Consider the following 23,350-nt stretch of genomic DNA (forward strand, 5'->3'; position numbering starts at 1 on the left):
AACCAGCGCGGGATCGACTGGCAGTTCACCACCGACGACGCCCGCACCCGACTCCGCCACCTCTACCCCAAAGATTAGAAGCGACGGTCTACTAGTCGCCAGCGCGGCGGTGACGCGGTCACCGTCCCCGGTCGCCAGCAGATCCAGCAACGCACCTCGCAGCAACGCGAGCTCACGCGTGCGTAGGGCCAGCCCGTCAGCGGTGTCACGCACGTCCTCGGGCTGGGAGGTCTTGAGCACCTCCAGCCAGTCCTCCACGGTCGCACGCGCGAAGCCCGCCCACGGCCCGTCAGGCTCCACGAGAGAGCGGGCATACGCCTCCAGCCACAACGTCAGCAACGGCCGGTGTGCCGGCGCGGCCAGCCACTCCCACAACCGCCGGACCACTCCCGGCCCCGCGCCGATGTCGGCGAGCAACGCCAGTTCATCGGCGCGAGCGCGCGCCAGCAGCGCCTTGACCAGACCTTCCTTGCTGCCGAAGAGGTAGAGCAGCACGCGCGTGCTCGATCCGATGGCCGCCGCGAGCGGCCGCAACGACACGTCGGCGAGGCCGTGGGTGAGCACGTACCGGTAGGCGGCTTCGAGCAGTTCGGTCTCGCGGGCGGACGGCATGGCGCTAGTCTCGCATCACTGAAACACTCGTGTCAGTGGAGGCGACCATGCTGATCCGCCCGCTCGGCCACCCCGGAGACCTGGGTTGGGTGGTCCAGGCGCACGGAGAGCTCTACGCGTCCGAACTCGCCTGGGACACCTCGTTCGAGGCGCTGGTCGCCAAGATCGTCGGTGACTACGCGGCGGACCACGACCCCGCGAGAGAAGGCGCGTGGATCGCCGAACTCGACGGCCGACGCGTCGGATGCGTGTTCTGCGTTCGTGAGGACGACACGACCGCGAAGTTGCGTGTGCTGCTCGTCCACCCGGACGCGCGTGGCCACGGCGCGGGCAACGCGCTCGTCACGACGTGCGTCGAGTTCGCCCGAGGCGCGGGCTACGAACGCATGGTGCTGTGGACGGTCGACGGGCTCGCGTCCGCCAGGAAGATCTACGAGGCGCACGGGTTCGAACTGGCCGAGGAGACGCCCCAGCACAGCTTCGGCCACGACGTGACCGGCCAGCTCTGGGCACGTGGCCTCTGAGCCGGCCGCGGTCCGCCGCTAGGAACAGGCCCAGGTGGACGGTCCCCAGAAGTCGTCCTCGGCGCGCCACTGGCGGAAGCCCGCCACGACACCGGTGTCCGTGACCGCGTAGACACGCGCCTCAGGTTCGAGGTCGCCGACGAACGTGCCGTTGAGCCACGTGCCGTACGTGTTGCCGACGACGCCGCGCTTGAAGTACGCGCTGAGGAGCAGGCCATCGCGGTTGATGCCCAACGGGCTGCTCGGCATGATCTTGTAGTCGCGCACGACCGCGCCGGTGAGGCTCCACTCCCGCAGCGAGTCGAACGCGCGGTCGACGCGGCCGACCACCCGGCCGCCCTGGAACTTCTCGAGCTGCACGGCCGGATAGCCGGCGATCTGCACGGTGGTGCCGTCAGCCGAGCGGATCACGCCGCTGCGGAATGCGATGCGGCCCTCGTCGTCGATCGCGACCGGGTTCGCGGTCGCGATGAGCTCGTAGGTGCCGGGGTTCGCGGCCTTCCACACGATCGCCGGGCTTCCGCCGTCGAGGTACCCGAGCACGTCACCGAGCTCGTTGATGTCGCGGACGGACGCCCGGCGTCCGGCAGGCACCGGCAGGTACTGCTTCGTGCCGTCGCGGTGCACGAACGCACCGGTGCTGTCGTTGCTGATGACGTGGCCGCTGCCGTTGACGCCGTGCGCCAGCGAGGCGCCCTCCGTGCCGGCGAGCTCGATCAGCTGACGGTCCTGCCAGAGCAGCAGCCCGCCGTCCTCCTCCTTGCCGGCGAAGTACCTGCCGTCCGGGCTCGCGGCCGACATCTGCCCGCTGGTCGCGTCCGCCGGGAGCGGCAGGTCGGTCGGTCTCCAGACACAGCCGGTCTGCGCCTGAGCGGGCGCGGCGGCCGCCAGGACGGTGATGACGGCAGCGCACAACGCAGCCACACGCATGATGGATCCCCCAGGTCGAAATGATGCTGCTCTTGCGAGAGCAGCATCATCTACGACGAAGTCACAACATGCGAGTGACATACGGCATGATGCCGCCGTACCTCACAGGTGAGATCCGCACCACGGCACCGGAATGCGGCGCTTCCACCATCATCCCTCCGCCCAGGTACAGCGCCACGTGCGTGCCGCCGCCCGGCCCCCAGAAGATCATGTCGCCGGGAGCCATCTGTGACAGCGGCACCTTGCGGCCGGAGTTGTACTGGTAACCGCTGTAGTGCGGCAGGAACACGCCGGCGCCCGCGAAGGCGTACATCATCAGGCCGGAGCAGTCGAAGCCGATCTTGCGGAAGTCGCCGTACGAGTCGGCGACGCCGCCGTCGCGCACGCCGTAGGTCGGGCCGTAGTGGTTGCCGCCGCCCCACGCGTAGATGACACCGCGCTGGGCCAGCGCCCGGTTGATCACGGTCTGCACGCGGTTGCCGGACGGCGCGGGTGCTGCCGCGATCGGGCGGGGCGCCTGGGGCTTCGGCGCGGCCTGGGCGGCGGCCGCGGCGGCGGCACGACGGGCGTTCTCCTCGTCCTCGCGCCTCTTCGCCTCGGTCCACTGGTCGTACTGCTGGCGCTGTGCTTCCAGGCCGTTGACCGCACCTCGCGCGGCGGCCAGCTCCCGTTCGACGGCGTCCCTGTCGGCCTGCAGCTCCTCGGTCGCCGCGGCCTGCGCCGAGTGCGCGTTCACGGCCACCTGCTGGGCCTGCTCGGCGACCTTCTTGGCCTCGTCCGCGGCGGCCTGCTTCGTCTCGGCCTTGGTGAGCGCGGCGCGGGCGGCGGAGTCGAGGTTCGCGGCGGTGCCCTGGTCACGGGTGACCTGGTCGAGCCGGTTCAGGCTGGACGCCGACACCGCCTCCAGCATCTGGGCACGGGCCAGCAGGTCCTCGGGCGACTTGGCGCCGATGTACGCGGAGAACGAGCCGACGGTGGTGCCCTGCGCATAGGAGGCCGCGGCGAACTCGTCCAGTTCGAGGCGGCTCTTCTCCACGGCCGCGGAGGCCGCGTCGGCCTCCACACGGGCGGCAGCGGCCTCACGACGGGCGGCCTCCGCCTCGGAGATCGCCGTCTCGAGGTCGACGCGCGCCTTGTTGGCGAGCTCGCGCTTGTACGAGACGTCGTCGAACAGCTCCTGCAGGCGTGACTCGGCCTGCGTGAGCCGCCCGGTCAGTTCGCCCACGCGGGCGGCCTTCGCATCCGCTTCCGCCCGCGACGCCGAGATCTCCGAGTCGCTCGGGTTCGGCGGCGGAGGCGGCGCGGCAGCGGCCGTCCCCGTGAGGACGGCCGTCATCAACACCGCGACCACGGCGGAGAGTCGTGTCAACACGGGACATCACCTCCAACCGCATTAGACCAATCAGACGCATCCGGCGCATCAGGAACTAACGCACCGTCAACCACTCGTGTCACAGTGGAACACGGTCGGTGGTCCTTTTGGGACGATCGGAGGTCTGGCGTGTCGCCGGTATGGACCAGCCGGCGCCTCTAGTTCACGCCTCGGTCCCGTCCGGTCCAGTACGGCTCGCGGAGCTTGAACTTCTGGATCTTGCCGGTCGCCGTGCGCGGGATGGAGTCGCGGAACTCGATCGACGTCGGCGCCTTGTACCCGGCGAGCCGCTCCTTGCAGTGCTCGACCAGTTCGGCCTCGGTGGCCTCGCCGGAGAGCACGACCAGCGCCTTGATCGTTTCACCCCACTTCTCGTGGGGTACACCGATGACCGCGACCTCGGCGACGGCCGGGTGCGAGAACAGGCAGTCCTCGACCTCGATGGACGAGACGTTCTCGCCGCCGGTGATGATCACGTCCTTCTTGCGGTCGGAGATCGTCAGGTAGCCGTCGTCGTCGAAGTAGCCGCCGTCGCCGGTGTGGAACCAGCCGTCCTCGATCGCGTCCGCGGTGGACTCCGGGTTCTCCCAGTAGCCCTCCATGACGACGTTCGAGCGCGCCATCACCTCGCCGTTCTCCGAGATCCGCAGCTGTGCCCCGAGCGCCGGCGCGCCCGCCCGCGACTGCTTCTTCGCCTTCTCGATACCGTCCACGCCCTCCGGCCCTGGCTGGGCGCGGTTGAAGGTGAGCAGCGGTGCCGTCTCGGTCAGGCCGTAGATCTGCAGGAACTCCCAGCCGAGTTCCTCGGTCACGCGCTGGATCGTGCGCGAGGGCGGCGGCGCACCGGCGCACACGATCCGCACGGTGCCACGGCCGGGGATCTCGCCGTCCCACGACGCGGCGGCGTCCAGCACGGCGTTCCACACGGCCGGTGCGCCGCACATGAGCGTGACGCCGTGGTCGCGCACGCGGCGCAGGATCTCGGCGCCGTCGACCTTGCGCAGCACCACCTGGGGCACCCCGAGCCCCGCGAGCCCGAACGGCATTCCCCAGCCGTTGCAGTGGAACATCGGCAGCACGTGCATGTACACGTCGCCCTCCCACGCACGGGTGTGCATGGCGAACGTAACGGCGTTGAGCCAGATGTTGCGGTGCGTCAGCTGCACGCCCTTGGGGCGCGCGGTCGTGCCGGACGTGTAGTTGATGGTCGCCGTCGCGTCCTCCGAGGGCGCGCTCCACGGCCGTGGCTCCACATCGAACCGGAGCAACGCCTCCGACTCCTCGCCGAGCGTGAACCGGTGGCGCGCCACGACGTCGTCCAGTTCCAGTTCCGGGTCGACGAACAACGCCGAGGCACCGCTGTGCTCGACGATGTACTTCACCTCGTCGGGGCGCAGGCGGAAGTTCACCGGCACGCAGATCCGCCCGCTGCCGGGCAGCGCGTGCAGCAGTTCGAGCATCCGCGCGGAGTTGTGGCTGACGACGGCGACCCGCTCGCCCTCGCCGACGCCCAGTGCGTCGAACCCGGCCTGCCACGCGCGCACGCGGGTCGCCATCTCCGCGTAGGTCGTCGTCGCGACCGGCTTCGCGGGCTGGCCGGGCTCGTCGATGGTCGCCGTCGTCGCCGCGAACGCGAACGACGCCCGGTCCAGGAAGTCGGTGGTGATCAGCGGTACGCGCATGAACCCGACCCTACGACCAGGTGCTCGGATCTCCCCAGGACGAGAATCGGCCTCCCCCGGATGGAGGAACGGAGCTCAGGTCGGGCAGCACGTCCCCCACGGGTTCGTGCAGCACAACGGCCGCCACGGCGTCGTACGGCGTCGGTTCGGCGTTGCAGATGATGACCTGCGCACCGGCCTTGGCCGCCAGCGACACGAGACCCGCGGCGGGCTGCACCGACAGCGATGTTCCCGCCACCAGCAGCACGTCGCAGTCCAGGGCGGCGAGCCGGGCGCGGCGCAGCACCTCGCCGTCGAGCTCCTGCCCGAACGAGATGGTGGCGGACTTGAGGATTCCCCGGCACCGCGGGCAGTCCGGCTCCTGCTCGCCGCCGGCCACGCGCTTCAACGCGTCCCGCATAGGACCCGTGGCACCACATCCCAGGCACACGGTGGCATGCAGCGTGCCGTGCAACTCCAGCACGCGATGGGGATCGGAGCCCGCCTTCTGGTGCAGGCCGTCGATGTTCTGGGTGACCACGGTGCGCAACCGGCCGGACCGTTCCAGTTCCACCAGCGCCTTGTGCGCCGCGTTCGGCCTGGCCGTCCACACGGGACTGTCGAGCTTCGCGCGCCAGGCGAGCCTGCGCAGTTCCGCATCGGCGAGGTAGGCCTGCAGCGACGACCCGCGCCCGGCGTCGGCGTCGCGGGTCCACAGCCCGGCCGGGCCGCGGAAGTCCGGGATGCCCGAATCGGTGGAGACGCCCGCCCCCGTCAGCACCGTGATCCGGTGCGCCGACGCGACCAGAGCGCGTGCCTCTGCGCACGCCTGGGAAGGCATCGGTTCACACTAGTCCCGTGCGCAGCGCTGTGGGAGCCGCGATCGCGGCAGTGGGCTTGGTCACCACCATCGTCGGGACTTTCCTGCCGTGGCTGAAATCCGGATCGACCACGAGAGACAGTTACGAAGTGCTTTCGCTGCGTGATCTCGCCGGGTTGGACGGGGTGTCGGGCACCGTCGTCACGTCGGTCTGGGTGGGACTGACACCGCTGGCGATGGTCACGATCGCGCTGTACGTGGTCCGATTTCCGCGGTTTGCCGGGTGCATCGGAATTCTCTTTGGCACGATCGGGGGAACCGTGGCCATGGTTGCCACAGTCCAAGGGGACAACAAGGGTGCGTTGGTCGGGATCAGCACCTCCGGACCAGTCACGACCCTTGCCGGTGCCGTACTGACGATCGTGGGGGCGATCACGGTGCTCACCTCGACAAGGCGCAGCGCAGTGAGAACCTCAGGAGGGAACCCGTGAGCTACCCAGGTGGTGGCGGCGACCAGTGGCAGCCGCAGAACAACCCGTACGGGCAGCAGCCCCAGCAGGGCGGCTACCAGCAGCAGCCGCAGCAGCCGGGTGGCTACCCGCAGCAGCCAGGCGGCTACCCGCAGCAGGGCGGACACCCGCAGCAGCCCCAGCAGGGCGGCTACCCGCAGACCGGGCCGCAGGGCTTCCCGCAGCAGGGCTACCCGCAGACGGGCCCGCAGGGCTTTCCCCAGCAGGGCTTCCCCCAGCAGCCGTACGGCTACGCGCCGATGGGCGGCGAGCCGCCGAAGAAGAAGCGCACCGGCCTGGTCGTCACGGCCGTCGTCGCCGTGCTGCTGCTGATCGGCGGCGGTGTCACCTTCTTCGCGATCCAGAAGGCCGACCCCGGGGCGAACGCGGGCCAGGACTCCCCGGCCGTCGCGGCGAAGAACCTCGTCGAGCAGCTGGGCAGCGGTGACGTCGTCGGCATCATGGCCTCGCTCGCGCCGGCCGAGGCCGCGTTGTCGAAGGACTACATGGACTCGATGACGAAGGAGATGAAGCGTCTCGAGATCCTCAAGCCGGAGGCCGACCCGAACAAGCTGAGCGGCGTCGAGTTCAAGAGCGAGAACATCAAGTTCGACGAGGCCAAGGCCGAGAAGATCAACGACCACCTCACCATCAACAAGCTGGTCGAGGGCAAGATCACGATCACCTCGGACGCGTCGAAGATCCCGCTCACCGACAAGCTCGTCGACGCGATCGGTGACGACCTGAACCTCACCTCGTCGAAGTCCGAGACCTTCGACATCACCGCCGAGGTGCAGAAGCGCGGCACGCCGATCGGCATCGCGTCGATCAAGGTCGGCGACAAGTGGTACCCGAGCGCCTTCTACACGATCGCCAACGCGGTCCTGGAGGAGGACAAGAAGAAGTGGCCGGCACAGGGCATCGCACCGCAGGGCGCGAGCTCGGCCGAGGACGCCGCCAAGCAGATGGTGAACGCCGCGCTCGACGCCGACCTGACGAAGGTCATCGCGCTGCTGCCGCCCGACGAGGCCGGTGTGCTGCAGGACCTCGGTCCGCTTCTGCTGGCCGAGGCCGGCAAGCAGAAGCCGACCGGCGCCAAGCTGAACGCGCTGGAGACCGACGTCAAGGACGTGGCCGGCGGCAAGCAGGTCACGGTCAAGAAGGTGTCGATCACCGCTGAGGGCGAGACGGTGACGATCACCCGCGAGGGCGACTGCTACGCCGCCGACGTGCCCGGCCAGGGCTCGCAGAAGCTGTGCGCGGACGAGATCACGCAGCTGCTGCAGCAGCAGGGCGGCAAGAAGATCCCCGCCGAGGCCGTAGAGATCATCGGCCGGGTGGCCGGGTCGGTCATGAAGACCGGTGTCGGCGTCGTCACCACCGAGGTCGACGGCAAGTGGTACGTCAGCCCGGTCCGCTCCTACTACGAGCTGGCCCTGACGCTGTTCCGCGGCTTCGAGCCGAAGGACGTCGACGCGCTGATCGCGCTGCTCAAGAAGTAAGTTCTCGCAGGTCCGCCACGGCCCTGTCACCCGCAACAGCGTGGTGGCAGGGCCGTGGCAGTCGCGGGGCCGAACCTCTGGTCATGGACACTCAGGTTCTGATCATCGGCGCCGGCCCGACCGGCCTCACCCTCGCCCTCGACCTCTCCCGCCGCGGGGTGCCGTTCCGCATCGTCGACGCGGCGTCCGCGCCGTTCGCCGGCTCTCGCGGCAAGGGCCTCCAGCCGCGCAGCATGGAGGTCTTCCACGACCTGGGCGTGATCGAGCCCGTGCTGGCGTCCGGCCGGCTCGACCTGACCATGCGCGCCTACAAGGGCCGCGAGGTGCTGCGTGAGTGGGACGTGCACGAGGGCCGCCACCCCACGGTCGAACGCCCGTACGCCCGCACCATGCTCATCCCGCAGTTCCGGGTCGAGCAGGTCCTTCGGGAAGCACTCCCCCAGCCCGTCGAGCACGGGATGCCGCTGACGTCGTTCACCCAGGACGACTCCGGCGTGACGGCCGTCGTCGGCTCGGAGACCGTGCGGGCGAAGTACCTCGTCGGGTGCGACGGCGGCAAGTCGTTCGTGCGCAAGGAACTCGGCGTCTCGTTCGTCGGCGAGACCCACGACGACCTGCGGATGCTCGTCGGCGACGTGCGGGTCTCCGGCCTCGACCGTGACCACTGGCACCAGTGGGGCAGCCGCGCCGGCCAGTGGCTCGCCCTGTGCCCGCTGCCCGGCACGGACCTCTTCCAGTTCCAGGCGGCCGCCGACGGCGACCACGAACCGTCGTTGGAGCTGTACCAGCGGATCGTCCGCGAGTGCACCGGCCTGGACGACGTGGTCCTGCACGACGCGACGTGGATGTCCCCGCACCGCACCAACATCCGCATGGTGGACAGGTTCCGCGCCGGCCGGGTGTTCCTCGCGGGCGACGCCGCGCACGTGCACTCCCCCGCCGGTGCGCAGGGCATGAACACCGGCATCCAGGACGCCTACAACCTGGGCTGGAAGCTCGGGATGGAGACGCTGCTCGACACCTACGAGGCCGAGCGCAAGCCCGTCGCCGAGTGGCTGCTCGGCATGACCACCGCGATCATGATGTCCGGCAACCCGTTCGAACGCCGCGGGGACGAGACGCTGCAGCTCTCGCTGTCGTACCGGACCGAGGACGGCCCCGGTCTGCGCGCGGGCGACCGCGTGCCCGACGGGATCACCGAGCAGGGCCGGATCTTCGACCTGCTGCGCGGCCCCGACTTCGTGACGCTCGACTTCGCCGGCGGCCCGGTCCTGGTGCGCCCGGACGGGTACGTCGCCGCGATCGGACGGTCAGCGATCGACGCGTACTTCGGCGCGAACCCGGTCACGCAGCTGCACCACCGCCGGGTCGCTGCTCGGTCCGCCGCGTAGCCGTTCGGCCTCGTCCAGGGCGTTCCCCGCGCTGACGGGATCGCCCTGGGCGCACAGCCAGTCCGCGTACCACTCCAGCACCATGGCGCGGGCCGGGCCGTCAGCGCTCCTGTTGACGGTGTCGAGCGCCCGGCCGTGGTGCTCGCCCGCCTCGGCGAGCTGACCGAGACGCGTCAGCGCCAGTCCCAGTCCCGCGTGGGCGGTGGCGCGGAACTGGTTCGCGGGCGAGTCCTCCGTGGCGTCGAGCACCTGCCGGTACAAGGCGACGGCCTGCTCGAAGTCACCGCGGAAGTACGCCATCTCCCCGTGTGCCTGGGTGATCCGTGCCTGGTCCAGCTCGAACGGGGACGGCGGTACCAGCTTCAGGTCCTCACGGGCGCCGGCGAAGTCACCGATCCTGATCTTGATGCGCGCCGCCTGCATGAGCACCGACATCGGCACCAGCACCGACTCCGGCTCGCCCAGCTCGGCCGCCACCTGCCTCGCCTCGGAGACCGCCCGCAGGCCCTCGGCGAACGCACCCCGGTTGATCAGCACCATGACCAGGCAGGACAACCCGAACACCACGGCCCACCGGTCGCCCACCGCCCGGAACCCGCGCAGCGCCTCCCGGTAGGCGGCCTCCGCCCGCGGCGCCGAACCCTCGCTGAACTCACCGGCCACCAGCCCCCGCACGAGCGCCGCGAACGCGCGCATCCACGCGTCCGGCGACCGGTCCAGCCGGCCGGCCAGCACCTCGAGCCGTTCCGCCAGCGCGGTCTGACCCCAGACCTGACCGCTCGTCAGCATCAACGCGCACAACGCAGTCGGCAGGTCCTCCTGCCACAACCGCTCCGCCGCGACGACGGCGGCCGGCGTGCCGAGCGAGGCCAGCACCTCCGACAGCGGGTCGTCCGGTGTGAGCGACGCCCAGCGGCGGATCTCCTCGAACCGCTTCGTCATCACGAGCCAATGCCACGTGCGTGCGGCCATCATGCGCCGCGCGATCGCCGGGTCGTGCCGGACGGCCCACGCCTGCGCCGCGTCGAGGTTGGCGCGTTCCACGTCGAAGACCTTCAACGCGTCCAGCTGCTCCGGGCCGCGCAGCAGCGGTTCGTTCCGCTCGGCCAGCTCCACGTAGTAGGCGGCGTGCTTCGCAGGATCGGTCTGCCCCTGCTCCAACGCGTACTCGCGCACGGTCTCCAGCAGCCGGTAGCGCTCGCCCACGCGCACGACCAGCGACTTCTCCACGAGCGCGGCCAGCAGGTCCTCGGTGTCCCAGAGGTCCTGATCTTGTCGGACCTCCTGAGTACGTTGTGATGCAGGGGTTCCCAGCAAGGGGGTACCCCTGCGCGAGCCTGCCCCGGACGCCTCGTTCACCGTCGCGGCGGTCTCCCCGCTCATGCCGGCGGTCTCCCCGCTCACGCCGGCCGCATCCAGGCCGGCCCTGCGCATGTCATTCGCCGCTGCGGAACCAGCCCCACCTGAGCCGGTCCCACCAGCACCACGCCCGCCCGTGTCGTGTGCCGGTCCGCCCAGGCCGGCCGCGCACACGACAGTCCCGCCACCCTGCTGCGCCGCCCCACCCAAGCCGGCCCCACCCGAGCCAGGGCCGCCCGCCTCGTCCACCACAGCCGACACACTCGCGCCGGCCGCGCACACCTCGTGCACCGCCGCAGCGGTCGCCCCGCCCGCGAAAACGGCCAGTCGCGCCAGCAACGCGCGCTCGGCCTCGTCCAGCAGCTCCCAGCTCCAGTCGATCACCGCCCGCAGCGTCCGGTGCCGCGCCGGCCCGGTCCGCGCGCCGCGGTCGAGCAGCCGCAGCCGGCTGTCCACTCGCGACTCCAGCTGCGCCGCCGACAACGACCGGGCCCGCGCCGCCGCCAACTCCAGGGCGAGCGGAATCCCTTCCAGCGCGGCACAAACCCGCCGCACCACGTCAGCGTCCAACGCCGTCCCGACCCGCGCCGAGAACAACCGCACGGCGTGGTCGAGGTCGAGCGGCGCGACCGGGCACACGACCTCGCCCGGAATGCCCAGCGGTTCGCGTGACGTCGCCAGGACGCGCGCGTCCGGCGCCTCGGCCAGCAGCCGGACGCACAACGCCGCGGCCGCGTCCACGACGTGCTCGCAGTTGTCGAGCAGCACCAGCGACGACCCGAGCCGCGAGAACACCGGCGCCGCCAACGGGTTCGGGCCCAGGGCGGCGTCCAGTGCCGCCAGCGGTTCGGCCGCCGAGTCGAGCTCGACGAACCACGCCTGCGGCTCCGACGCGGCGTGCGTCAGCGCGAGACGTGTCTTGCCCACGCCTCCGAACCCGGTCAGCGTCACCAACCGGTTGTCGCGCAACAACGAGGCCAACGCGGCCAGGTCCGCGCCGCGCCCGACGAACGACCCGACCTGCGCCGGCAGGTTCCCGCGCGCGACGCGCTCGCGCAGCACCGTCAGATGGGCGGCCGCCAGCGCCTCACCGGGATCCACGCCCAGCTCGTCGGCCAGAGCCGTGCGAACGCGCGCGAACACCGCCAGCGCGTCCGACCGCCGTCCGGCGGCGTTCAGCGCCAGCATCAACCGGGCCTGCACGTCCTCGCGCAGCGGATGCGCCGCCGCCAGCGCCTCCAGACCCGCGAGGTCGTCGCGCAGCAACGAAAGCCGCACGGCCTCGTCGACCGCGAACGGTGCCTCCTCGAACGCCGCGCCACGCCACAACGCCGCGTCACGCGTCCGCGAGAAGACCTCGACGTCGGTCTCCGCCTCCAGCCGGTAGCCCGCCGCGTGCGACGAGATCACGGCGGCACCGAGCACCCGCCGCAGCCGCGACACGAGCGACTGCAACGCCGCGGCACCGTCGACCGGCGGCTCGTCCGGCCACAGGTCGGCGATCAGCCGGTCCGGCGCGACGACGGTGCCGGGTTCCACCGCCAGCCGGATCAGCAGCCACCGCAGCCGTTTGCCGCGCACCTCGACCGGTGCGCCGTCGTCGGCCACGACCCGCAGCGGCCCGAGCACGTCGACCCGCATCAGGCCCGCCGCACCCCGGCCACCACCGCGGCCGCCACGAGCGCGACGCCGACCGCCGCCGTCCCCAGCAGGGACAGCGACACCCTGTTGTGGCCCAGGGCGTCCAGCACCCACCCGAGCGGGGTCGCCCGCCCCAGCGGGTACGTCAGCACCACCACCGAGAACACCGCCAGCACGGTGCGCCCGGTGGAGTCGAGGACGGGACGGGCGAACAGCAGGCCGACCCCGACGCCGAGCAGCGCACACCCAGTATGGGCCGCCAGTCCGACAAAAAATTCGCCTGCCGTGTACGGGTGGGGGTTCGTGACCACCGGCCACACCGCCGCCAGCACCGCCATGGCCATCGCGAACATCACCGCGACCAGCGCCGCCGCCGTCAGCACCCGCGGCCAGCCACCCGCTGTGACCACGGTGATCTCGCGCCGCACCACGTCCTCGGACGTCGCCACGACCACGGCCATCCACGCCGCGATCGGGTAGAGCAACGCGGACGAACCCGAATACGCCTCCAGCGGCTGCCCGGCGTCGGCCGAGAACAACATCCCCATCACGCCGAGGAACACGAGCAGCGGCGCCAAATACCGTTGCCCGCGAAGGACATCGACCGCGAGGTACCGGACGAGTGAGATCACCGCACGCTCCGCACCGAGCAGCCGAGCCGCAACGCCTCCGCCAGCACCTGGTCGCTCTGCTCCGGCGCCACCACCACCCGCACCGACGACCCGCGCGCCTGCACCGACCGCACGCCTTCCAGCGCCTCCAACGCGTCGGGCGCCGCGACCCGGCTGAGCTCGATCGTCACGTGCCCGCCGGAGAGGTCCACGCGCGCCGCCGACGCGAGGTGTCCCTCGTGGTCGGACACCAGCGCCGTCCGTCCCTCCAGCAACGACACCAGTTCGGCGGACGCCGCAGGGTCGAGCCCGGACCACGGCTCGTCGAGCACGAGCACGTCGGACGCCGCCAAAGCCTGCGCCAGCGCGACCTTCTGCGTGTTGCCCTTGGACAGCTCGGACATCGGCGCCGTCATCGAGCCGACGAACCCCAGTCGTTCCAGCGCATCGCCGGCCTCGGCGCCGCGGACGCGCCCCATGTGCGCGAGGTAGGACGAAGCGGACATCCTGACGTCCGAAGGGAACCGCTCGGGCACATAACCGACCGAGGCGGGCCGCTCGACACGTCCGGACGTCGGCCTCAGGACGCCGGCGGCGATCTTGAGCAACGTCGACTTGCCGGTGCCGTTCGCGCCGGTCAGCACGGTCAGGCCGGAGACCTCCAGCGAGAGGTCGCGCAGCACCCAGGGCCCACGCCCGTACCGCTTCGAAACACGATCTAGGAGCACCACGCCAAGATAACCACCCATGACACCGCTTCCGCTCGCTTTGGCGTGCATCTGGCTCGGCATGGTGCTGGCGATCTCGATCGAGGCGCCGCTGAAGTTCCGCGCGCCCGGCATCACGCTGCCGCTGGGACTCGGCATCGGCCGGCTGGTGTTCCGCGCCCTGAACTCGGCGGAGATCGTGCTCGCGGCGGCCACGACGATCACGTTCGCGCTCGTCCCGCGCCCGGTGGCCGCGACCGTGCTGCTGGTCGCGCTGGCCGTGACCCTGGCGGTCCAGGTGACGGTGCTGCGGCCCCGGCTCGAAGCCAGGGCCGCGCTGATCATCGCGGGAGAGACCCCGCCGAAGTCCCGGGCGCACCTCGCCTACATCGCACTGGAGGGCGCGAAGGTGCTGGTGCTGATCGCGTTCGCGGTCATCCTGCTGTGATCAGGTCCGCCAGCTCGGCGGGCCTCGACAGGAACGGCGAGTGCGAGCCCGGCAACCGCAGCGCACCGCGCGCCCGGAGCCGGTCCGCGAACGGTGCCGGGAAGATCACGTCGTCCGCGCACAGGATCGACGTGGTCGGAACGGTCCGCCAGGCGGCCGCGGTCACCGGCTCCTCGAACGACCGGGCGCTCTGCGGCCGCAACCGCGCAGCCGCCCACGCCGCCCGCTCGTCCGGCACGTCGGCGAACAGCAGGTCGCGGGCGGGCTCCGGCACGTCCAGCAGCTTCGTCCCCGGCTCGTACCAGGGACCGCCCAGCGGCGACACCACGGACTCGCCGGGCTCGAGCAGGTGCGCCGCCAGGTAGACGAGCCGGTCCGCGGCCTGGGCGGCCTCGCCGACCGGCACCCCGGCGTACGAGTGGGCCAGCACGGTCACCGGCCCGTCCAGTGCCCCGATCGCCGCCCGCACCACCTCGGCGTCCTCGCGCACGCCCGCGGCCGGGGCGCCCGAGGCGCTCGGCAGGTCGAGCACCGACGTCGTCCAGCCCCGGGAGCGCAGTTCGGGAACGAGCAGGTCCCAGCACCACGACCCGTGCCAGGCACCGTGCACGAGCAGCAGGTTCCCGCGGTCCATCAAGATCTCCTTCATCCGTTCGGACCTACGCTAGCCCCCCAAGATCACCGGCGACCGTCGTCAGAGTCCGCCCTTCTGTCGGGAGAGTCCGTGAACCCGCTCGAGCAGGTCCTGTCGGCGCTGAGCGTGAACTGGGTCGTCGCGACGCCCCTGCACGCCGGCGGACGGTGGGCGCTGCACTTCGTCGAACGGCTGGACCTGCGGGTGGAGGTCGTGGTGCACGGCCGTGCGCACGTGACGGTGGCCGGTGAGAGCTTCTGGGCCGAGCAGGACGACCGCTACGTCATCGCCGGGCGGCGGCCGTACCGCATCGCCGCGGACCCGGACACGCCGTCGGTGTTCGCTGCCCCCTACTACGAGGACCTGCGGCACCCGTGGACCGTCAGGGAGCGGGCCGCGGTCGCGGCGGTGTCGCGATCGGCGTTCTTCGCGCGGTTCGGGGAGAGCACGGGCATGACACCGCTCGGCTACCTGTACCGGCTGCGCATGCGGCACGCGGCCCGGCTGCTGCGCGACACCGGGGGCACCGTCGCCTCGGTCGCCGCGGCCACCGGACATCGGACGGAAAGCGCGTTCTGCGCCGCGTTCAGGAGGTTCGCCGGACGATCTCCCGGCGAGTACCGCACCGGGATCGTGACTTAGGGCAACCTGGCTTGAACCGGCTTACAGGACAAGCGTACTGTTTGGGGTCGAGGGGCAGGGGCCGACCCGGTGAGGAAGACTCTCCCCCATCCCGAACTGACCACCGCGCCGTCACCAGTTATGGAGTTGCACGTGACTGCACCAGCTAGCAAGGACAGCTTCGGCGCCCGCGGCACGCTCAACGTCGGCGACGCCTCTTACGAGGTGTTCCGGCTGAGCGCCGTGGAGGGCGCCGAGCGTCTGCCGTTCAGCCTGAAGATCCTGCTGGAGAACCTGCTGCGGACCGAGGACGGCGCGAACATCACCGCCGACCACGTGCGCGCTCTCGCCAACTGGGACCCGGCCGCCGAGCCGAGCACCGAGATCCAGTTCACGCCCGCCCGCGTCGTGATGCAGGACTTCACCGGTGTGCCCTGCGTCGTCGACCTCGCCACCATGCGCGAGGCCGTCACCCAGCTCGGCGGCGACGCCGAGAAGGTCAACCCGCTCGCGCCCGCCGAGCTCGTGATCGACCACTCGGTCATCGCCGACATCTTCGGCCGCCCGGACGCGTTCGAGCTGAACGTCGACCTGGAGTACGAGCGCAACCGCGAGCGCTACCAGTTCCTGCGCTGGGGCCAGACCGCGTTCGACGAGTTCAAGGTCGTCCCGCCCGGCACCGGCATCGTGCACCAGGTCAACATCGAGCACCTGGCCCGCGTCGTCATGGTCCGCAACGGCCAGGCGTACCCGGACACGCTGGTCGGCACCGACTCGCACACCACGATGGTCAACGGCATCGGCGTGCTGGGCTGGGGCGTCGGCGGCATCGAGGCCGAGGCCGCGATGCTCGGCCAGCCGGTCTCCATGCTGATCCCGCGCGTCGTGGGCTTCAAGCTCTCCGGTGAGCTGCCCCCCGGCGCCACCGCGACCGACCTCGTGCTCACGATCACCGAGATGCTGCGCAAGCAGGGCGTCGTCGGCAAGTTCGTCGAGTTCTACGGCGAGGGCGTCAGCGCCGTGCCGCTCGCGAACCGCGCCACGATCGGCAACATGTCGCCGGAGTTCGGCTCCACGGTCGGCATCTTCCCGATCGACGGCGAGACCATCGACTACCTGCGCCTGACCGGCCGCACCGAGGAGCAGATCGCGCTCGTCGAGGCCTACGCCAAGGAACAGGGCCTCTGGCACGACGCGTCCCGCGAGCCGGTGTTCTCCGAGACGCTGGAGCTCGACCTGGCGACGGTCGTCCCGTCCATCGCCGGCCCGAAGCGGCCGCAGGACCGCATCGAGCTGACGAACGCCAAAGAGGCGTTCCGCCAGGCCCTGGGTGCCTACGTCGCGCACACCGACTCCCCGGAGCTGTCCGGTGTGGACGAGGCCGTCGACGACACGTTCCCGGCCAGCGACCCGGTTGCCGTGCACGAGGGCGAGAACGGCTCGGGTACCCCGAAGGTGTTCCACACCGCCGCAGAGGGTGCCACCGGCCGCGTGTCGAAGCCGGTCAAGGTCACCCTCGACGGTGCCGAGTTCGAGCTGGACCACGGCGCCGTCGCGATCGCCGCGATCACGTCGTGCACCAACACCTCGAACCCGTCCGTGATGCTCGGTGCCGCTCTTCTCGCGAAGAAGGCCGTCGAGCGCGGTCTCGAGCGCAAGCCGTGGGTCAAGACGACCCTGGCGCCGGGCTCGAAGGTCGTCATGGACTACTACGAGCGCGCCGGCCTCATGCCGTACCTGGAGAAGCTCGGCTTCCACCTGGTCGGCTACGGCTGCACCACCTGCATCGGCAACTCGGGCCCGCTGCAGGACGAGATCTCGGCGGGCGTGCAGGAAGGCGACCTCGCGGTCGTCTCGGTGCTGTCCGGCAACCGCAACTTCGAGGGCCGGATCAACCCGGACATCAAGATGAACTACCTCGCGTCGCCGCCGCTGGTCGTGGCGTACGCGCTGGCCGGTTCGATGGACAAGGACATCACCACCGAGCCGCTCGCGTACGACCCCGAGGGCAAGCCGGTGTACCTGTCGGAGATCTGGCCGACCCCGGCCGAGATCGCCGAGGTCATCTCGACCTCGATCTCCGCGGAGGGCTTCACCAAGGGCTACAAGAACGTGTTCTCCGGTGACGAGCGCTGGCAGTCGCTGCCCACGCCGACCGGCAACACGTTCGAGTGGGACACCGAGTCCACCTACGTGCGCAAGCCCCCGTACTTCGAGGGCATGGAGATGGAGCCGAAGCCGGTCACCGACATCTCGGGTGCCCGCGTGCTGGCCCTGCTGGGCGACTCGGTCACCACGGACCACATCTCCCCCGCCGGTTCGATCAAGGCCGACTCGCCCGCGGGCAGGTACCTGACCGAGCACGGCGTGGAGCGCAAGGACTTCAACTCCTACGGCTCCCGCCGCGGCAACCACGAGGTGATGATCCGCGGCACGTTCGCGAACATCCGCCTGCGCAACCTGCTGCTCGACGACGTCCAGGGCGGCTTCACCCGCGACTTCCTGGCCGACGGCGCCCCGCAGACCACCATCTACGACGCGTCCGTGTCGTACGCGGAGGCCGGCGTCCCGCTGGTCGTGCTGGCGGGCAAGGAGTACGGCTCCGGTTCGTCGCGCGACTGGGCGGCCAAGGGCACCTCGCTGCTCGGCGTCCGCGCCGTCATCGCCGAGTCCTACGAGCGCATCCACCGCTCGAACCTCATCGGCATGGGCGTGCTGCCGCTGCAGTACCCGGCGGGCGACACCGCGTCGTCGCTGGGTCTCGACGGCACCGAGACGTTCGACTTCAGCGGCGTCACGGAGCTGAACAACGGCACCACGCCGTCGACGGTGCACGTCGTCGCCACCAAGGCGGACGGCTCGAAGGTCGAGTTCGACGCGGTCGTCCGCATCGACACGCCCGGTGAGGCCGACTACTACCGCAACGGCGGCATCATGCAGTACGTGCTGCGCAAGATGGTCCGCAGCTAGTCACCGTTTTGCCGAAAGGGCCGTCCACCACCGGTGGGCGGCCCTTTCGCCGTGAATGCACTCGTAACGGCGAGCGTGCACCCCGCGATGCCAAGTCACCCTGATCACCGCGGGAGACCCCTCATGAGCTTGACCGTGCTCGGCGACCTCAACTGGTTGGCCGTCGTCGTCGCCACGATCGCGTACTTCGCGCTCGGCCTGGTCTGGTACGCGAACTACGCCTTCGGCAGGGCCTGGCAACGCGCGGCCGGCTGGGACCTGAGCCCACCCGAGAAGGTAGGAGTGGGCGTCTTCGCCATCCCGCTGGTCACGTGCTTCGTCATCACGCTCGCCACCGCGATGATCGGCTACGCCTCCCGCACCGACAACATCATGGAAGGCATCCTGCTGGGACTGGTCGTCGGTCTCGGCATCGCCCTGCCGGTCAGGTTCGTGACCGGCGCCTACGACATGACGAAGCCCGCCCCGATCACCTTCGCGGCCATCGGAGCGGGCTATCACGTCGTCGGACTCACGCTCGCGGGCGCGATCCTCGGTCAGTGGATCTAGTTCCTAGCTGCCTTGTGGAGCTCACGCAACGCGCGCACGGACGAAACAGCGTAATCGCGGTCCACGGCCTGCACGGCCATCACCGAGATGTACTCGTCGTCCGGCAGCTCCAGCCGGGCCCACGCGGCACCGTCCGGGAAGCTGACCGACAGCACGTCGTTCCAGTCGAAGTGGTGTGACGTCACGACGTTGCGCACGTCGACACCCGACGCGTCGGCCGTGACGCGCGGACGGGTCAGCAGCAGCACACCACCCGCGAGCAGGAAGCCCAGCAGGATCATGGCGATCTGGTCGGAGGTCCGGAAGATCACGCCGGTCGGCGTGTTGCCCAGCAGCAGCCCCACCACCGTGAACACCACGACCAGACCGACCGCGCACGCCCACGCGACGCGGCGGATCTTCTTGGGGCGCAGGACGAGCGCTTCTGCCGTCATCATTCGAAACCCCGCTCGGTCCAGGGCTGGCGCAGGCCGCGCAGCACCAGTGCCGTGTCGATCGCGGCGACGGTCGCCTCGTACCCCTTGTCCTCCACCGAGTCCGGCAGGCCGGCGCGGGCCAGGGCCTGCTCCTCGGTGTTGGTCGTCAGCACGCCGTTGCCCACGGGCGTGGACTCGTCGAGCGCGACGCGCGTGAGCCCGTCCGTCACCGAGTCGCACACGTACTCGAAGTGCGGGGTGCCGCCGCGGATGACCACGCCCAGCGCGACCACCGCGTCGTGGTGACGCGCCAGTTCCTGCACCACGACGGGGAGTTCGATCGCCCCCGCCACGCGCACGACGGTCGTGTCGACGCAGCCCGCGTCCTCGGCGGCCTTCAGGGCGCGCTCGACGAGCTGGTCGGTGATCTTGGTGTGCCAGCGCGTCGCCGCGATCGCGACGCTCAGGCCCTTGCCGTCGAGCCTGGTCTGGTCTGGACGGCCCTCGCCGCTCATTCCTGGTCCTCCGTAGCGGGAACAACGGTCTCGTACTGCTCCAGCTGGTGCAGTTCGTGACCCATCCGGTCGCGCTTGGTGCGCAGGTACCGCAGGTTCTCCGGGTTCGGGGAGACCGGCAGCGGCACCCGGTCGAGCACCCGGAGACCGTATCCGGCCTCCAGCCCGACGCGCTTGGCCGGGTTGTTCGTCAGCAGCCGCATGGACTTGATGCCGAGTTCCACGAGGATCTGCGCGCCCGTGCCGTAGTCGCGCGCGTCGGCGGGCAGGCCCTGCACCAGGTTCGCGTCCACGGTGTCGGCGCCCTGGTCCTGCAACTGGTACGCCTGCAGCTTGTGCATCAGGCCGATGCCACGGCCCTCGTGGCCGCGCATGTACAGCACGACGCCACGGCCTTGTGCCGCAACGGCTTCCATCGCCGCGTCGAGCTGCGGGCCGCAGTCGCAGCGCAACGAGCCCAGGACGTCGCCGGTGAGGCACTCGGAGTGCACGCGCACCAGCACGTCCTCGCCGTCGCCGATCTCGCCGTACACCAGGGCGACGTGCTCGATGCCGTCGAGCAGGCTGTCGTAGCCGAACGCCGTGAACACGCCGTGCGCGGTCGGGATGCGGGCCTCGGCGGCGCGCACGACCTGGGTCTCGACCCGGCGGCGGTACGCGATGAGGTCGGCGATCGTGATGATCGCGAGGTCGTGGTCCGCGGCGAAGACCTCCAGCTCGTCGCGGCGGGCCATGTCGCCCTCGTCCTTCTGCGACACGATCTCGCAGAGCACGCCCGCGGGCGACAACCCGGCCATCCGCGCCAGGTCGACGGCGGCCTCGGTGTGCCCGGGACGGCGCAGCACGCCACCGGCCTTGGCCCGCAACGGCACGACGTGGCCCGGGCGGTTGAAGTCGCTGGCCTTCGCGGTCGGGTCCGCGAGCAGCCGGATCGTGCGGGCGCGGTCCGCGGCCGAGATGCCGGTGCTCACGCCCTCACGCGCGTCGACCGTGACGGTGTAGGCGGTGCCGCGCACGTCCTGGTTCGTGTGGAACATCGGCGGCAGGTCGAGGCGGTCGCAGTCCTCCTCGGTCAGCGGCACGCAGATGTAGCCGGACGTGTAGCGGACCATGAACGCGAGCAGCTCGGGCGTCGCCTTCTCGGCGGCGAAGATCAGGTCGCCCTCGTTCTCGCGGTCCTCGTCGTCCACGACGACCACGGGACGACCGGCGGCGACGTCCCTGATCGCGCGCTCGATCTCAGCGAAGTCCGTGCTCACTGGGCCTCCTCGCCCGCGATGGCCCGCAGGTGCGGGATCGCCAGTCGTTCGACGTACTTCGCCAGCACGTCGACCTCCAGGTTCACCAGGTCGCCCGGAATCCGCTGCCCGAGCGTGGTGAGTTCGAGGGTCGTCGGGATCAGGCTCACGGTGAACTGGTCCTCGGAGACCGTCACGACCGTCAGCGAGACCCCGTCGACCGTGATGGAGCCCTTCTCCACGACGTACCGGGAGAGGCTCGGCGGGAGTCCGATGTGGACGATCTCCCAGTGCTCCGCCTTCTCCCGCGCGAGGATCGTGCCCGTGCCGTCGACGTGGCCCTGCACGATGTGGCCGCCGAGGCGCTGGCCGACCGCGGCCGCGCGCTCCAGGTTGACCCGGTCGCCCGCGGCGACCTTCGCGAGGCTGCTGCGCGTGAGGGTCTCGCGCATCACGTCCGCGGTGAAGCTGTCGTTCTCGACTTCCACGACGGTGAGGCAGACGCCGCTCACCGCGATGGAGTCGCCGTGCTTCGCGTCGCTGGTCACGATCGGCCCGGCGATGCGGATCCGTGCCGCGTCAGGCAGGTCCTCAATCGCCTCGACGTGGCCGAGTTCCTCGACGATCCCGGTGAACACCGCTCCTCCTAAGTTCGCGGAACCGCGCTGATCCGCAAGTCCGGTCCGCTCATGGTGACGTCTTCCACGGTCAGCCTCACAGCGTCCGTGATGGTTGACACGCCCGCGTCCAGCACCGCCGCGGGACCGTCCCCGAGCAGCGTGGGCGCGATGTAGGCGAGGACCCGGTCGATCCTGCCGGCGCGCCAGAACGCACCGGCGAGCGTCGGGCCGCCCTCCAGCACCACGTCGACCACGCCGCGCTCGGCGAGCGCCGCCAGGACGGCGTCCGGCTCGTGCGTGCGCAGGTGCAGTGCCGTGTGCTGGAGCTTCGCTCCCTCCGGCAGGTCGCTCGTGCCCACCACCACCGGCAACGGCTGGTGGGGCAACGGCATTCCACCGGCATCCCTGGCCGTCAGCGCGGGGTCGTCCAGCCTCACCGTGTTCATGCCCACGACGATCGCGTCGAGCTTGGCGCGCAGACCGTGGACCTCCTTGCGGGAGGTCTCCGAGCTGATCCACTGGCTGGTGCCGTCCCTGGCCGCGATCCGGCCGTCGAGCGAGGCCGCGTACTTCCACGTGACGTGCGGACGGCCCGTGCGCGCGTAGTGCAGCCACGCCCTGAGGGGACCTCGGCTGACTTCCTGCTCCATCAGACCGCTCTCGACGGTGACGCCGGCAGCTCTCAGGACCTCGACGCCGCCCGCGGCCTTCGGGTTCGGGTCACTGGTGGCGTGGATGACGTGCTTGATGCCGGCTTCGATGAGCGTCTCGGCACACGGCGGCGTACGGCCGTGGTGCGCACACGGTTCGAGAGTGACAACCGCGGTGCCGCCACGAGCCTTCGAGCCCGCTGCCCTGAGCGCCATCACCTCGGCGTGCGGCCCGCCGACCGGCTGCGTGCCACCGAACCCGACCGCGTCACCGCCCTCGTCGAGGATGACGCAGCCGACCGGCGGGTTGGGGCTGGTGGTGCCGCGGACCCGTTCGCTCTCCGCGATGGCGAGCGTCATCGCGTCCTCCGGGGTCACCTCGCACCGGCTGCCTGGGCGCGCAGTGCCTCGACGGCCTTGCCGGGGTCCGCGGCGTCGTACACGGCGGACCCCGCGACGAAGCAGTCCACACCGGCCTGCGCGGCCTGCTCGATCGTGTCGGCGTTGATGCCGCCGTCGATCTCCACCAGCAGCTTGAGGTGCCCGGTGTCGACGAGATGACGGGCCTGGCGGACCTTGTCCAGCACGTCGGCCATGAAGCTCTGCCCGCCGAAGCCCGGCTCGACCGACATGACCAGCAGCGTGTCGTAGTGCTTGAGGACCTCGACGTACGGCTCCAGCGGGGTGCCGGGCTTGATGCTCAGACCGGCCTTGCTGCCCGCGGCCCTCAGGTTCTTGGCCAGCGCCACCGGGTCGTTCGCCGCCTCGACGTGCACGGTCACGTTGTACGCGCCGGCCTCCGCGTAGCCGATGGCCCAGCGGTCCGGGTCGTCGATCATCAGGTGGCAGTCGATCGGGATGTCGGTGACCTTCAGCAGCGACTTCACCACGGGCAGGCCGAGCGTCAGGTTCGGCACGAAGTGGTTGTCCATGACGTCGACGTGGATCCAGTCCGACGTGGGCACCGCGGCGAGCTCGTCGGCGAGGCGCGCGAAGTCGGCGGACAGGATGCTGGGGGCGATCATCGGCGTGTGGACCACAAGGGTGAAG

General features: G+C 70.6%; 23 protein-coding genes. 8 read left to right on the forward strand and 15 right to left on the reverse strand.

Annotation, left to right across the window (positions count from 1 at the left end; genetic code table 11):
• Nucleotides 1-612, reverse strand: a 612-nt coding sequence (locus DFR72_RS30935; RefSeq protein ID WP_147290345.1) for a TetR/AcrR family transcriptional regulator, incomplete at its 3' end; no start/stop codon positions are given.
• A 47-nt stretch (nt 613-659) separates the two neighbouring features.
• On the opposite strand from DFR72_RS30935, the gene DFR72_RS30940 reads away from it, so the two are divergent.
• Nucleotides 660-1,136: a GNAT family N-acetyltransferase gene (locus DFR72_RS30940; protein ID WP_090069195.1), complete on the forward strand. Its 477-nt coding sequence runs from the start codon at nt 660-662 to the stop codon at nt 1,134-1,136.
• 18 nt (nt 1,137-1,154) lie between these two features.
• On the opposite strand, the gene DFR72_RS30945 is transcribed toward DFR72_RS30940, so the two are convergent.
• From DFR72_RS30945 to DFR72_RS30960, 4 genes are all read right to left on the reverse strand, one after another.
• A complete protein-coding gene (locus tag DFR72_RS30945; RefSeq protein ID WP_114773816.1) occupies nt 1,155-2,066 on the reverse strand; it encodes a hypothetical protein in 912 nt (303 codons plus the stop codon).
• A gap of 61 nt (nt 2,067-2,127) precedes the next feature.
• Complete coding sequence (locus DFR72_RS30950; RefSeq protein WP_245983667.1) at nt 2,128-3,438, reverse strand: NlpC/P60 family protein; 1,311 nt, start codon at nt 3,436-3,438, stop codon at nt 2,128-2,130.
• Between the two features lie 158 nt (nt 3,439-3,596).
• Nucleotides 3,597-5,120: an AMP-binding protein gene (locus tag DFR72_RS30955; RefSeq protein ID WP_090069117.1), complete on the reverse strand. Its 1,524-nt coding sequence runs from the start codon at nt 5,118-5,120 to the stop codon at nt 3,597-3,599.
• Between the two features lie 10 nt (nt 5,121-5,130).
• Nucleotides 5,131-5,940, reverse strand: a complete 810-nt coding sequence (locus DFR72_RS30960) for an SIR2 family NAD-dependent protein deacylase (protein ID WP_090069116.1) — start codon at nt 5,938-5,940, stop codon at nt 5,131-5,133.
• A gap of 17 nt (nt 5,941-5,957) precedes the next feature.
• On the opposite strand from DFR72_RS30960, the gene DFR72_RS30965 reads away from it, so the two are divergent.
• From DFR72_RS30965 to DFR72_RS30975, 3 genes are all read left to right on the forward strand, one after another.
• Nucleotides 5,958-6,410: a hypothetical protein gene (locus DFR72_RS30965; protein WP_143086850.1), complete on the forward strand. Its 453-nt coding sequence runs from the start codon at nt 5,958-5,960 to the stop codon at nt 6,408-6,410.
• Nucleotides 6,407-7,930, forward strand: coding sequence for a hypothetical protein (locus tag DFR72_RS30970; RefSeq protein ID WP_090069113.1), 1,524 nt, complete (start codon nt 6,407-6,409; stop codon nt 7,928-7,930). The genes DFR72_RS30965 and DFR72_RS30970 overlap by 4 nt, the downstream gene beginning before the upstream one ends.
• Before the next feature lie 83 nt (nt 7,931-8,013).
• Nucleotides 8,014-9,321, forward strand: coding sequence for an FAD-dependent monooxygenase (locus DFR72_RS30975; RefSeq protein ID WP_090069110.1), 1,308 nt, complete (start codon nt 8,014-8,016; stop codon nt 9,319-9,321).
• Here DFR72_RS30975 and DFR72_RS30980 read toward each other — a convergent pair.
• From DFR72_RS30980 to DFR72_RS30990, 3 genes are read right to left on the reverse strand one after another with little or no spacing between them, the layout of a single operon-like run.
• Nucleotides 9,241-12,321, reverse strand: a complete 3,081-nt coding sequence (locus DFR72_RS30980; protein WP_090069109.1) for an ATP-binding protein — start codon at nt 12,319-12,321, stop codon at nt 9,241-9,243. The two genes, DFR72_RS30975 and DFR72_RS30980, sit on opposite strands and share 81 nt — an antisense overlap.
• Nucleotides 12,321-12,953: a hypothetical protein gene (locus tag DFR72_RS30985; RefSeq protein WP_090069107.1), complete on the reverse strand. Its 633-nt coding sequence runs from the start codon at nt 12,951-12,953 to the stop codon at nt 12,321-12,323. The genes DFR72_RS30980 and DFR72_RS30985 overlap by 1 nt, the downstream gene beginning before the upstream one ends.
• On the reverse strand, nt 12,950-13,660 hold the full coding sequence (locus tag DFR72_RS30990) for an ATP-binding cassette domain-containing protein (RefSeq protein ID WP_245983669.1): 711 nt from the start codon (nt 13,658-13,660) through the stop codon (nt 12,950-12,952). The genes DFR72_RS30985 and DFR72_RS30990 overlap by 4 nt, the downstream gene beginning before the upstream one ends.
• A 19-nt stretch (nt 13,661-13,679) precedes the next feature.
• Here DFR72_RS30990 and DFR72_RS30995 point away from each other — a divergent pair, with 19 nt between their 5' ends.
• Nucleotides 13,680-14,087 (forward strand): hypothetical protein, encoded by a 408-nt coding sequence (locus tag DFR72_RS30995; protein WP_090069190.1) that lies wholly within the window; start codon nt 13,680-13,682, stop codon nt 14,085-14,087.
• Here DFR72_RS30995 and DFR72_RS31000 read toward each other — a convergent pair.
• Nucleotides 14,074-14,721 (reverse strand): alpha/beta fold hydrolase, encoded by a 648-nt coding sequence (locus tag DFR72_RS31000; protein WP_170176484.1) that lies wholly within the window; start codon nt 14,719-14,721, stop codon nt 14,074-14,076. The genes DFR72_RS30995 and DFR72_RS31000 overlap by 14 nt on opposite strands.
• Before the next feature lie 90 nt (nt 14,722-14,811).
• Here DFR72_RS31000 and DFR72_RS45105 point away from each other — a divergent pair, with 90 nt between their 5' ends.
• From DFR72_RS45105 to DFR72_RS31015, 3 genes are all read left to right on the forward strand, one after another.
• Nucleotides 14,812-15,363 (forward strand): AraC family transcriptional regulator, encoded by a 552-nt coding sequence (locus tag DFR72_RS45105; RefSeq protein ID WP_170176485.1) that lies wholly within the window; start codon nt 14,812-14,814, stop codon nt 15,361-15,363.
• Between the two features lie 132 nt (nt 15,364-15,495).
• Entirely contained in the window at nt 15,496-18,312 is a 2,817-nt protein-coding gene (locus DFR72_RS31010) for an aconitate hydratase (protein WP_256239456.1), read from the forward strand.
• 123 nt (nt 18,313-18,435) lie between these two features.
• Nucleotides 18,436-18,861 carry a DUF1761 domain-containing protein gene (locus tag DFR72_RS31015; RefSeq protein ID WP_170176486.1) on the forward strand — a complete coding sequence of 142 codons (426 nt, stop codon included), beginning with the start codon at nt 18,436-18,438 and terminating at the stop codon, nt 18,859-18,861.
• Here the strand turns inward: DFR72_RS31015 and DFR72_RS31020 are convergent.
• From DFR72_RS31020 to rpe, 6 genes are read right to left on the reverse strand one after another with little or no spacing between them, the layout of a single operon-like run.
• Complete coding sequence (locus DFR72_RS31020; RefSeq protein ID WP_425459923.1) at nt 18,858-19,298, reverse strand: PH domain-containing protein; 441 nt, start codon at nt 19,296-19,298, stop codon at nt 18,858-18,860. The genes DFR72_RS31015 and DFR72_RS31020 overlap by 4 nt on opposite strands.
• The gene (gene ribH / locus DFR72_RS31025) at nt 19,295-19,792 is read right to left on the reverse strand and encodes a 6,7-dimethyl-8-ribityllumazine synthase (RefSeq protein WP_090069097.1); all 498 of its coding nucleotides are present in this window, start codon (nt 19,790-19,792) and stop codon (nt 19,295-19,297) included. The genes DFR72_RS31020 and ribH overlap by 4 nt, the downstream gene beginning before the upstream one ends.
• Complete coding sequence (locus DFR72_RS31030; protein WP_090069096.1) at nt 19,789-21,051, reverse strand: bifunctional 3,4-dihydroxy-2-butanone-4-phosphate synthase/GTP cyclohydrolase II; 1,263 nt, start codon at nt 21,049-21,051, stop codon at nt 19,789-19,791. The genes ribH and DFR72_RS31030 overlap by 4 nt, the downstream gene beginning before the upstream one ends.
• Nucleotides 21,048-21,668: a riboflavin synthase gene (locus DFR72_RS31035; RefSeq protein ID WP_090069094.1), complete on the reverse strand. Its 621-nt coding sequence runs from the start codon at nt 21,666-21,668 to the stop codon at nt 21,048-21,050. Before DFR72_RS31035 ends, DFR72_RS31030 begins: the two co-directional genes overlap by 4 nt.
• Before the next feature lie 8 nt (nt 21,669-21,676).
• A complete protein-coding gene (ribD, locus tag DFR72_RS31040; RefSeq protein WP_090069188.1) occupies nt 21,677-22,660 on the reverse strand; it encodes a bifunctional diaminohydroxyphosphoribosylaminopyrimidine deaminase/5-amino-6-(5-phosphoribosylamino)uracil reductase RibD in 984 nt (327 codons plus the stop codon).
• Nucleotides 22,661-22,674: 14 nt separating this feature from the next.
• Nucleotides 22,675-23,325, reverse strand: coding sequence for a ribulose-phosphate 3-epimerase (rpe, locus tag DFR72_RS31045; RefSeq protein ID WP_090069187.1), 651 nt, complete (start codon nt 23,323-23,325; stop codon nt 22,675-22,677).
• Between the last annotated feature and the right edge of the window lie 25 nt (nt 23,326-23,350).

Source organism: Lentzea flaviverrucosa, assembly GCF_003350445.1.
Taxonomy (GTDB): Bacteria; Actinomycetota; Actinomycetes; order Mycobacteriales; family Pseudonocardiaceae; genus Lentzea; species Lentzea californiensis.